Source organism: Bacillus sp. N6, from assembly GCF_052805735.1.
Map to the genome: position 1 here is coordinate 3,335,539 of NZ_CM127843.1, position 12,168 is coordinate 3,347,706.

The 12,168-nt window shown below is 33.9% G+C and carries 9 protein-coding genes and 2 pseudogenes; 1 reads left to right on the plus strand and 10 read right to left on the minus strand.

From position 1 onward, the window contains the following. Nucleotides 1-20: 20 nt before the first annotated feature. The 10 genes and pseudogenes from ACUXVC_RS17190 to ACUXVC_RS17235 all read right to left on the minus strand — a co-directional run bounded on the left by ACUXVC_RS17190 (nucleotide 21) and on the right by ACUXVC_RS17235 (nucleotide 10,962). A complete protein-coding gene (locus ACUXVC_RS17190) occupies nucleotides 21-3,368 on the minus strand; it encodes a glycosyltransferase (protein WP_144465798.1) in 3,348 nt (1,115 codons plus the stop codon). A 211-nt stretch (nucleotides 3,369-3,579) separates the two neighbouring features. Beyond that, the gene (locus tag ACUXVC_RS17195) at nucleotides 3,580-4,917 is read right to left on the minus strand and encodes an anti-sigma factor domain-containing protein (RefSeq protein ID WP_144465782.1); all 1,338 of its coding nucleotides are present in this window, start codon (nucleotides 4,915-4,917) and stop codon (nucleotides 3,580-3,582) included. After that, nucleotides 4,907-5,629, minus strand: coding sequence for an RNA polymerase sigma factor SigI (sigI, locus tag ACUXVC_RS17200; RefSeq protein ID WP_002082432.1), 723 nt, complete (start codon nucleotides 5,627-5,629; stop codon nucleotides 4,907-4,909). The genes ACUXVC_RS17195 and sigI overlap by 11 nt, the downstream gene beginning before the upstream one ends. A gap of 573 nt (nucleotides 5,630-6,202) precedes the next feature. Further along, on the minus strand, nucleotides 6,203-6,964 hold the full coding sequence (locus ACUXVC_RS17205; RefSeq protein WP_086692925.1) for a glycosyltransferase: 762 nt from the start codon (nucleotides 6,962-6,964) through the stop codon (nucleotides 6,203-6,205). Between the two features lie 98 nt (nucleotides 6,965-7,062). Beyond that, complete coding sequence (locus ACUXVC_RS17210; protein WP_023522590.1) at nucleotides 7,063-7,695, minus strand: LysE family translocator; 633 nt, start codon at nucleotides 7,693-7,695, stop codon at nucleotides 7,063-7,065. A 152-nt stretch (nucleotides 7,696-7,847) separates the two neighbouring features. Continuing rightward, nucleotides 7,848-8,001, minus strand: a pseudogene (locus tag ACUXVC_RS17215) (DUF3963 domain-containing protein); the annotation flags it as partial. A 106-nt stretch (nucleotides 8,002-8,107) separates the two neighbouring features. Beyond that, nucleotides 8,108-9,592, minus strand: a complete 1,485-nt coding sequence (locus ACUXVC_RS17220; RefSeq protein ID WP_095690449.1) for a WD40/YVTN/BNR-like repeat-containing protein — start codon at nucleotides 9,590-9,592, stop codon at nucleotides 8,108-8,110. 169 nt (nucleotides 9,593-9,761) lie between these two features. Then, nucleotides 9,762-9,927: pseudogene (locus ACUXVC_RS17225) on the minus strand (LysE family translocator); the annotation flags it as partial. A gap of 151 nt (nucleotides 9,928-10,078) precedes the next feature. Continuing rightward, complete coding sequence (locus ACUXVC_RS17230; protein ID WP_095690447.1) at nucleotides 10,079-10,336, minus strand: DUF3963 domain-containing protein; 258 nt, start codon at nucleotides 10,334-10,336, stop codon at nucleotides 10,079-10,081. Nucleotides 10,337-10,482: 146 nt separating this feature from the next. Continuing rightward, a complete protein-coding gene (locus ACUXVC_RS17235) occupies nucleotides 10,483-10,962 on the minus strand; it encodes a GyrI-like domain-containing protein (protein WP_000801042.1) in 480 nt (159 codons plus the stop codon). 109 nt (nucleotides 10,963-11,071) lie between these two features. Here ACUXVC_RS17235 and ACUXVC_RS17240 point away from each other — a divergent pair, with 109 nt between their 5' ends. Further along, complete coding sequence (locus ACUXVC_RS17240) at nucleotides 11,072-12,034, plus strand: helix-turn-helix transcriptional regulator (RefSeq protein WP_000755025.1); 963 nt, start codon at nucleotides 11,072-11,074, stop codon at nucleotides 12,032-12,034. The last annotated feature ends 134 nt before the right edge of the window (nucleotides 12,035-12,168 follow it).

Sequence of the window (12,168 nt, forward strand, 5' to 3'; positions counted from 1 at the left end):
AGAGCAGATAGTCCGCTCTTTTATGATGCCTCCTTATGTTCCGTGGAATGTTTAACACTCCCCAGTCTCTTTAGTTTATTCCACCCTACCGCTACTCCTCGAAGCGATGAGAATATAGATTTAATGACAACATAAGTCATAAATTGACGATAAATAAAACGTTGTAAAATTAACCATACTAATGGTTTCGGATTTTCTTCCTCTAATTTAAATGCGAACAGAGAAGCGAGAAGATCCATTAAAAAGAATACAAAATAAAATCCTAAAACTTTTAGCGGATTACTACTAAATAGTCCTATAATCATTAATATATCTGCAAAAGGAGCAATGAATTGCAGAACATATTGGAATAACCACATGTTAGGCAGTGCAATAAACCCTAACGTTTTATGTTTTGAATTACACAACGCTTTTCGATGTTTCCAAAGACATTGAAGTGTACCATATGACCAACGATATCGCTGTTTAATGAGACTTTTCACATCCTCAGGTGATTCCGTAAAAGCATGCGCTTTTTCTTCATATACAATTCTATGCCCTTGACGTAAAAATGTAATAGTAAGATCGGTATCTTCTGCTAATGTATCTTCGCTTAAATATCCAGATTCAACTACATTCTTTTTGCGCCACGCCCCAATAGCTCCTGGAACTACTGTAATACAATTTAACTCATCAAAAGCTCTACGTTCTAAATTAAACCCTGTAATGTACTCAACATGTTGCCAAGTAGTTAACAAATTCCGTCTATTCCCCACTTTGACATTACCTGAAACTGCAGCTACATTCTGATCTTCAAAGTGTCTAACCATTAGAGAAATGGCGTCTTGCGCAATAATAGTATCCGCATCTAAAGTGACAATGATTTCTCCTCGCGATTGTTGAAACCCTAGGTTCATTGCCGATGATTTCCCGCCGTTTTCTTTCTGAATGAAACGAACTTTAGGGTGTTTATAAAATGTTTCTTTCATTACTTTTGACGTAGCATCTGTCGATCCGTCATCCACAACAATAACTTCAAATTCTCTATAATTACTATCCAAAATTGAGTGAATTGTCTTGGCTATCACCTTTTCTTCATTATATGCTGCTATGACAACACTAACAAAAGGTTGATAGGACGAATTAATATAGCGAGATAACGTTTTTCTTTTCTGCTTCCATGCAAAATAAATTAAGAATAAAAATCGAAAAATCCCTAATCCAATAGCAATATAAAAAATAGTAGTTAATATATGCTTAAAATATCCAGCTCCTGAAAAGACAGCTTTATTGTAAAGTAAATATTGCTTCCCCTCAGAAGAAACAGGAGGCATAATTTCATCTCGTTCTTTATTCATTAAATCTGAAATTGTTACAAAACTATATCCATGCTTTTTTAGGTCTTTAATAATGATCGGGAGTGCCTCTACTGTATGGGTACGATTCCCTCCCGCATCATGGAGAAGAATAATATTTCCCTCTCCCTTATAAATGGGATTAAGAGCACGTCTTACTAATTCATTTGTTGATGGTGTTGCCCAGTCTTCGGGATCAACTTTTTCCGCTACCATTGTATAGTTCATATTTTGTGCACGTAAAATAGGCAATATTTCATTTGATGAATCCGGGTTAGCATCCGCTTCATATGGCGGTCTAAATAAAACCGTAGAATGTCCAGTTACTTCCTGAATTAAACGTTGCGTCGTATTAAGTTCTACTTTCGTTCGTAATAAAGACGTATCAGCTATGTTAGGATGCTTGAAAGTATGATTGCCAATTTCATGCCCCTCATCGTATATTCTTTTTACAATACTAGTATTTAGTTGCGCGTTTTCACCAAGTACAAAAAAAGCAGCTTTTATTTGATTCTCTTTTAATATATCTAAAATTTCTGGCGTATATTTCGGGTCTGGTCCATCATCAAATGTTAATACTACTTGTTTCCCATTTGGTTTTCCATATCGTTGCACTTCATATGCAGATGGTAAGGATTGATATACTTCATCTGTAAGGTAACCATCTTTGCCTACTTTAAAATCTCTCAATCCATTTTTTCTTTCATTCTCAATCTGTAAAATTTCACCTTGTCCAGAATAATTTACTTCATCTAAACTATTGATTTTATGTAATACATTAGGATTTTTTTTTACCTCAATAGGATTTTTTAAAACTTTCCATATTGTAGGATCTTCTGCTCCTAGTCTCCATAATGCAAAGCCCTTTGCATTGTTCTCCATTGCGATTTTCACTTGATTATAGAGAGTAACACCGTCTAAGAACCAAGCAGTATGTTCTTTCTCTCCTGTTTTATATCTAAAATAAGGGTTTCCACTCATCTTATCCCATTGAATTTTCATATTTGAATCATGAGCCATTGCCATAACTTCTGAGAAAGTTAAAGACTTCGCAGCTTCTTTACTATTCACTTCCCAATCATATCCATAGTTACCGAAAGCAACTATAAGCTTATTAGACGGAATATTCAGTTCTTTCAATGTATGTTGGAACCATTCATTTGAAGCAATTGGTCCTGGTTCCCCGGCTCCATAGTGCTCATCGTACATCATTACAATCATTCGATCTATTATTTTTGCTAACGCACTATAATCAAAAGCCTTATCATTAGCTGGAACATCTTGTGTAACGAGCAAATCATGTTCATGAAATTCCGTAGTAAGTTCTTTCATAAAATTTGTTAAGTTTTCTCTATCACTTTCAGGTACGGCCTCAAAGTCAATATTAATACCTGAAAACTGATTCTTTTTAACTTGGCTTACTAAATCATTAATAAACTTTGTCTTTACATCATTTGAGGAATTCAGTAACTTATGAATTAGCCCATTATCAGGACCAGAAGCTTCCTCAGTATAGTTAGTAAGCAAAGGCATAATCTTCACTTGATTTTTTTCTGCCAACTTTACTATCTCAGGTTTGATCTCACTTCTAATCGTTAAATCTGCTTTTAAATGATACCACTCTGGTACTAACGTAGTTAAGGAATCGATATTTTCTTTTAAAGAAGCGGTACTATTTTCATCCCAGTTTACATAAAAACCATACACTTCTTTACGTTGTTTACTATCCTTCGGCGAATTCACCAAATTTTTATTATCCTTCGTTTCGGTATTTGGGTTAAATTCTTCCTTCTTTAACTGCTGATCACTAAGTTTTTGATTAATTGGTACAAGTTTAGTATCTTGTTGTACAGCGGTATTCATATTTGGAATTTCTGGTGTTGAAAAAATACTTTGAAAGAAAAAATAAAATACAACACTTACACTAACTATTGAGATACATAGAAACCAAATAAAGGCTATGTTTCTCCTTCCTTTCGGATCATAAAAAACAGGTTTTTCTTTATCTTTCTCTTGTTGAATGTTTTTCTCCATTATATTTTTCACATACTCCTTCTTAATAGAACTATAAAATAATAAAGTGCAACTTTAATCCGTGAGGGCTTTGTTCATCCCCCACGGATTATCAGCCCGACCCCCACCTAACTTCTTTGCTTCCGCTGAATTTTGAGATGGAGGTCTTACTGCCCGACAAATAGCGGGATACATCCTTTTAGCTTTGAAATGAATCTCTCACTTCCATATTCTATTGATTCTTCTTTTCATTCCCTTGCTGGTGGCCTCTATTTTCTTGTTGAGACCCCCTACCATTGTTCCCTTGCTCGTTTCCGTCATTTTCTTTCTGGGATCCTCTTCCATTGTTCCCTTGCTGATTCCCATTATTTCCTTTTTGAGATTCTCTATCGTTGTTCTCTTGCTGATTCCCATTATTCCCTTGTTGAGACCCTCTTCCGTTGTTCCCTTGCTCGTTCCCATTATTTCCTTGTTGTGATCCTCTTCCGTTGTTCCCTTGCCCATTTCCATTATTCCCTTGTTGTGATCCTCTTCCGTTGTTCCCTTGCCCATTTCCATTATTTCCTTGTTGTGATCCTCTTCCGTTGCTTCCTTGCCCATTTCCATTATTCCCTTGTTGTGATCCTCTTCCGTTGTTCCCTTGCTGATTCCCATTATTTCCTTTTTGAGATTCTCTACTTTTATTCTCCTGTTGATTCCCTCTATTTTCTTGCTGAGATCCTCTTCCATTGTTTTCTTTTATTTGCTTCGATGGCTGTTCCTCTGTTTTCTTTTGTTCTTTCTGCTCTTGCTTTTCATATTTTTTTTCGTCTACAGGAGATAAATCCATTGATGCATCAGGAGATGACTCCGGCTGTGATTGCACCTCTTCTTCATTTTCCACCGGATTAGGCGGCGTGGCAGGAGGAGTAAGCGATTTGTTTTTCTCATTCTCTTGCTTTATATAGACACCTGTGCCAATTCCAGCTTTTCTAGCATTCTCTCGTACTTGCATCGTGCTACTTTGATATTCAACTGTAATATGTTTTAACTCATATTCTTTCTTCAATTCTTTCATTGCCTTTTCTAACTGTGGTTCTAGCGCCTTGTCCTTTGCAACTGCTGTTAGCATAACTTGCTTATCATTCGTTAAATACTTATCCTCTTGACTTTGCTTTATAATAGTACGTATTACTTCTTGTAATTGTTTATTTTCCCATTGCTTCAATTCTTTTAAAATACGCCTTCCATCATCATTACAAGCCTGTAAATCTATAACACGAAAATCCTTTGTTACGCTCACCTCTAAACTTGGATTTATATCAACTGAGACGTAAGCAAATACTTTTTCTTCTGGTTGGTTGTAGAAAAACAGCACTGCAAATAGAAAACAAGCAACAAGTATTGATGCAGGTTTTAAAAAGGAAGGGATCGAAAAATGCGATGCTTTTTGTTCTTGCTCATCAAATGAGATTTCCTCCCCGATCATGCAAGAATCCCCTTTTCTTTTACACTTAATAAACTCTCCATTTGGTGTTAAAACAACTACGCTATGCTTTTTTATATCCATCACAATTCCTTTATTCATCATGCTTTTCCCCTCTTATGTAATCCAGAATATATGTATAGTTGTTTGCAAAAATAATACACATTGCAATAATGTATTTTCTATGTCGTTCCAACGTTTTACGACTTACCCTAACACGCGGTTCAATATGTTTAAGCGGTAACTTTTTCTTTCGGAACAGCTCTTCCATCATTTCCTCTTCTTTTATAATAATTTTTACAATTTCTATTAAGTGCTCACGCGTATCACGATGCTTAGGAGATTCTTTAGCAAGCTCTGAGAATGTGATTTTAAACTCAGCTAGCACACTTTGAAAATGAAGAATTTCCTCCTTACGGTTACTATTTTCCATCTCTTTCATATACTCCGTAAGCGACACTTGCATTTCTAACATTTCCTCTTGCTCATCTTCTTTTAAAAAGACAAAGTTATGTTTAGACTCCTTACGTATATAGTCAATTACATCTCTTTTTATAAGAAGATCAGCAAACGCTAAAAAGGATTTTCCTTTTGTATAGGAATACTGTTCAATTGCTTCGTTAAACGCAAACAATCCAATGCTATATTCATCATCCTGTTCTGTAATATATCGGCGGCAGACTGATGAAATTGATTTTCTAATAAAAGGCTGATACTGTACGATAAACGCTTCTTTATCTTCTTCGTTGTTTTGTATGTTACATACGATATCTTCTATTTTCGGTTTTCTTAAGATCTTCATTACTAAACTCAACACTTGTAATCTCCCAGCCTCCTTCAAATAGCAAAATGGCCACTACACAAGTGACCATTTAACCAGATTTTCTTGGTACTTTTCTTCGGTCTTGTTTTCTTGCTGTTAGTTATATTTTTAGAGTCCAACGTTTTCTTAATGATTTTCCTTTTCTCTCGGCACTACAGTTAAGTTTGTATTTTTATCTACTTTCTTATTTTCTACCGTTCGTTTTGCTTATTCTTTTTCTATTTTATCTGCAATCCTTGAATAACTCTCCTCTATACCATTGGTAATTTCATCCTTTTATTTTGGATGCCCACCTAATCTAGTAATTTTATTAATGCTTCTATATTCTTTCATAGTCATTTTTCTTCTATTTATTTTCTTCACTATACATATTCGGAGGAATACATAGTTTTATGGGGGTCAAAAAATATTTTTATAAAAAAATACATATTTATTTCAAAAATAAAAACCACCAATTTGAAAAAGGATAATCAAATTGGTGGTTTTCTTATAATATCTATTAAATTAAGTTGGATTCTCATTATATCTAAAAAAGTACTAGCTATCCTCTTCTGATTTTCTCCATTTTTATCTTTCTTGGTTATCATAATATGTCTTATCTGCGTATTTTCTATCATTTCCTTTTAGATAAGCTAAAATTACTTTTGGATTTTTAAGTAAAGTCCAGTCTCCATATGTATCAAATCTTCTGCATGAAGTTATCATTCCATTTTTAATAGTACCGAATTTCTTATTATTTTTCTTTCCCCACTCTTTTAAACGTTTAGCGAAATCTGCATCTTCTGCCATAAGCATGTTTTCATTAAATCCGTTGATTGCCATAAAGTCTTTTCTATAGCACCAAAAAATCCCTACAGATATAGCTCCGTACTTAAAAAGTAAGGGGATTATGATTAACATTGCGGAGAGAAATATTCCTAAAGATATTCTTTCAAACTTACCATTCACCCCACCACCAATGTATGTACCTGAAGCTAAATATTTATCCACATTAAACAACATAGACTCTGTCATTATGGTATCAGCGTCTATAGTAACGATTATTTCTCCACTAGCTATTTTAGCCCCTGCATTTCGAATTTTAGATAAGTTTTTATCGTTATTTTTCAATGTAATACAATTATAAGATTTTGCTATTTCCTCTGTTTTATCTGTACAACGATTTAAAACAACTATAACTTCCGTTTGCTCTTTATATGCCTCTGATGCCTTTGCAATTGAATCTAAACATTTTCTAATGTACTTTTCTTCATTGTGTGCAGGAATTATAATAGAAAACTTCACATCTTTTTTCAAATTAACTCCTGAAGATTCGTTTGTCTCAGTCATAATATTCCCCCCTTATTTTATAAGGTAAATATCTACTATACATAAATTATATTAATATTTATTAGGTTATATTATAGAAACTGACGGTAAAGAAGCTCTTACTGTCGACGTTCAAAAGCAAGACGTACAGCAAGCCCCGTTAAAACACTTGCCATAAGCCAACGCTGTACTCGTAGCCACGTCGGGCGTGTGCCAAACCATTTTGCAATTTTACTTGCTGTACATACAATTACAAGGTTAACTATAAAGCTAACAGTGATTTGCGTAAGCCCCAAAACTGCACCTTGAAAAAGCAACGATCCCTTCTCTGGATCTTCAAATTGAGGTAGAAGTGATACATACAAAATAGCAATCTTTGGATTCAGAAGATTCGTCATGAGTCCCATCAGAAATAATTTCCTTGGTGGCTCATTAGAAATCATACGAGGTTCCATAATAGATGTAGCACCCGGTTTAATCGAATTCCAGGCGAGCCAGAGCAAGTAAGCAGCACCTGCCCACTTTACTGCTTCATATACAGCGGGAACAGCAACGAATAGAACTGTAAGTCCAAACATAGTTGCGATTATATAGATTACAAATCCGAGCATGATGCCCAATAAAGAAATAAATCCCGCCATACGTCCTTGCGTAATGGAACGGGAAATGAGGTAAATCATATTAGGCCCAGGTGAACAAACCATGCTAAGCGAAACAATTGCAAAAGCTACCAATGTACTCAAGCTGACCATAAACCTTCCCCCTTTATTTTACATAAAATTTCCTATTGTACATTTTATCATAATTGAGGAGAGAAAAGATTAATATAAAACGATGCAGCTAAGTAATATTATCGGATCGAATGTATTGTAATCACATACTTCTCATTCTCTTAAGTAAGGATCTAAGAGTACCCTATCCATAGAGCTACTAAAACCACTACAAATAAAGCTAAACAACATGTGATATTTCGAATCCACTTTTGTATATCACCAAAATACCTTTCTATATATAGCGTTGATAGTAAGCATAAGAAATAAAACAAAGAAAGGCAGCGAGGTATAGGTCCATTTTTATCTTCATGGCTGGAATTATACCCCTTACCAAACTTCTAAATAAAATGTATAGCTGAGTAGTTACCTTATTTTTCAAAAAAAATTCTAATTATTTCTTTTTCACTTCTTCTACAAATTCCCATGTCTCTCCGTTATCTTTTGATTGATAAAGTGCACTACTATCGCCATTGTAGTCTCCATCTGCCCCTTGTCCAACTAACATATTAAAAACCCCATCTTTCTCATATGGCATACTAGGTGAATCAAAAGGACTTATTGTGGACTGTGTATGATCTAATTTCACTTCATGCGGCGGATATTCTACCTTTTTAAAAGATACTCCCCCATCATCTGTGCGATATAACTCTCCTTCATTACCAGAAGGCCTAATTGCTCCTAAAAACCCAAGTTTATCATTTATAAAAGTGATTCCTGATACACTACCAATCCCCCCATTAAATGGGTCTGGATTGATAACCTCCCATGTTTTCCCTTCATCACTAGTCTTGCTTAATGAATAAAAGGCGCTCCCTAATGCTTTATCTGTCATATTTAGTTTATAACCAACTTCTTTCGATAGGAAAAACTGTTCTTTTTCATTCTTTAAATCTTGTTGTTTCTTCTCTTTAAGCATATCTTCTTTTGGAGGCGTCTTTGATTTACTCCAACTTGCGTCACTTATTAAATTATATCTAGCAGGGACTAGCTCTTGCTCTTTTCCAGGGACAAATATAGATACAGTATATCCAATGATATCAGAAGCTGCTTTTTTAAGACTCTGCCCCTTACCATCCTCAGTAATATTAATAATTCCCTCTGTATTGGATCCCCAATTCCTTTTTCCATAATAAATCAACCCATACTTACTTTCATTCCATTTTTTGACCGTTTGCTTAACTGGGATCGCCTTAACCGTTTTAATTAAAGGTTCTACTAATTTATCATCATTATAATCAGGCTTTGCATATCCATCTCGTATTATAGTAATATCTTCTGATTTCTTCTTATTATAAGAGATTAAATAAGTTTCTTCTTTCCCATCATCATTTTTCCCATAAACAAATGTATCAAACGCTGTGATTGTTCCATCTGAATGAAATGTAAGATCAAAATCAGTTGCCAAATACAATTTCTTTGGCAAAGGATATTTTTTATTTATATCTTCAAAAATACCTTCTACTCCAGATTTATATATATTATTATGTTTAAGTTTAACTGACCTTTCATGTTTTAATTTTTCTATAAACCATGCCAATTTACCATTGTAATTTATTGCACTTTTATAAATCTGCATCCCATAAAATGATGTAATTACAACAATAATGATAATAGAAATGGATCTCCATACTATTGAATTAGTTAATTTTTTAGATTCATATTCTCTATTTTTTATCACCCGTATTGTAGTAAATGTAGTTATGGATATAAAAAGTACTATACATAATAACAAAATGTAAATATTATAATTCATTCTTCCGTACTTACAGTATAAGGCCAACTCATAACAAAAAATCCCGTATACAATTATTAGTATTGGATTCGTTACTAATGACAGAAGTATCCTTTTTGTATTTTCTCTAAATATAGAAACCACCCCTAATTACATGAATTACTGATATTAAGTATATTTTATTGTAAAGTAACAAAAAAGCTATTTAATCTTGCCGCAAAAAATACAATAGACATCTTTCTATTAAAGCCGTTTACAAATCTAGTTGTTTCATAAACAACGGATTTTTGAGTGAATACTAAAGTTGCTTCATTTATATGAATTACAAATCCAAGCATGATGCTTAATAAAAAAATAAATCCTGCCATACGCCCCTGTGTAATGGAACGAGAAATAAGATAAATCAAAATAGGCCCAGGTGAACAAACCATACTAAGTAAAACAAGCGCAAAAGCTAGCAAAGTACTCAGGCTCACCATAAACCTTCCTTCTTTATCTTACATAAAATTTCCTATTGTACATTTTATCATGATTGAGGAGAGAAAAAATTAATATAAACTGATGCAGCTAAGTAATAGTATCGGATCGAATGTAGTGTAATCACATATTTCTCATTCTCTTAAGTAAGGACTAAAAATAACCTATCCATAGAGCTAATAAAACCACTACGAATAAAGCAAAGCAACATGTAATATTTCGAATCCACTTTTGTATATCATCAAAATACTTTTCTATAAATGCAGTGTAAATAGAAAGCATAAGAAGTAGCACAATGAAAGTAAAAGATCCCAATTTATCGTTAAATTTTTCATTAGTAAATGTACTTACATGAAGGAATAGAAAAACAAACGTTACTATGAATAGCTCAAATAATCTTTTTTTATTCAATCTGCCACCACCTTACAACAATTCCCTTTTATTCCATTTTATCAGAACATACTGTGTAGCAGTATATGAATATTATATTCATTTCAAAAAGGCCAACAATACAAGATCGTTAGCCTCTAATTTCCATATTCGCACCTTTTATCACTTTACTTCCTAACAACCGGAATCCACATTTCACCAAATACTAAGCCATTTCTCTGCCCCATCTCAACCGTTGTATTCGGTCCACCAACATAGGCAAAATCCTTTGCTTCTGGTAAAGCTTGACCGAAGGCGATGCCAGTAAGCTTATTACTTAGCTCTTCAGCCGTTTGGTCTTCCCCTTTCACTACTAAGTATTCTCCCCTCGGAAACTGAATCACTCTAGATTCTTCTTCTATTTGTGCTTCTGTCATGACCCCCGCATAATACATCATTTTGTTATTCACCGCTTCGCTCACGGAAAAAATGTATTCATTTGTAGCTAAAGCTTTTAAAGTGTCCAGCCTTCCATCTTCTTTAACAGCCGACCAAAAGTCTTCCTTTTCTTTATTTATTCCAGCAAAGTCTGTGTATTCACTCTTAATTTCAGTTCCAATACCTAACACAATAAAGCTATCTTTTTCTTCTATAGTATAATTTTTCATGTTCAAAACCTGCCTCTTTTTTTATTAATCAAACGATTTATCTTTTCATCTGATACGTTTATAATACCTTTAAACCATGTCAAAAAATGATACTGTTTAGGAGACTAAAATGAAAAAAGTTGAACGGATTAATACAATTATGCGGTATATCAACAACCGCTCTCACTTTACAATTTCTGAAATTATACAAGAATTTAACATATCACGGTCGACAGCTATTAGAGACATTAGAGAAATTGAAGCTATGGGAATGCCACTTGTCACTGAAGTTGGGAGGACTGGGGGATATTTTGTTATGCACAACTCTATCCTGCCCGTTGTTCGCTTTACTGATAATGAAGTGAAAGCTCTTTTTATTGCCTTTATGGCTACGAGGAATCAACAACTTCCCTACCTAAAGAGTCGTCAATCTTTAGCCGAAAAACTACTAGGACTCATCTCAGAAACCCAGCAAGATGATCTCGTTCTTTTAAATCAACTCTTGCTTTTCCAAGGGACTAACCCTCATAATCCCGATCTACTTGAGCTTTCTGATCTCCCCCATCCTATGTTAGAAAAACTCATTCAAATCCTTCTTTTGGATAACCATTTATTGATTACTATGAAAGAAGATGAAGAAATCAAGTCTTATCCAATTTATCTATTGCACCTTTATCAAGAAAAAAGCCATTGGATCATTGAAGGATTTGACTTAAAAAAAGAAAAGAAGATGATGTTTCCTGTCGATGATCTCATTAATATTGAACCATACACGACGAACAAAAGGCTAAATAAGAAAAAGATTTTAGAAAAACTAAGTAAGAAGGACGAAATAATCAACTTGGTACTTGAACTTGGACCAAAAGCAATTGCCCAGTTCAAAAAATACCATCCTTTAAAAATTTCAATATCTTATACTAATCCTTACCAATCTACAGCCATTTTAAAAACTTTTATCAATGTTAACAATCCCGATGAAGTGACGGAAATAATAAATTGGCTGCTTTTTCTAGGGAAGGATATTAAAATCAAAGAAATACCCGATGAAGTATTAGCAGATTTACAAAAACGAGTGTGCTTATACATTCCATAAGCAGTGAGCCTCAAATATTAAGCTTTATCACTGGATAATTATCCTATTTTTAAATACCATTTCATTTACTACAATGAGAGCATGATAAATAATAAAAGCACGGAAAATCTCCCGTGCTTTTCTAAATATATATT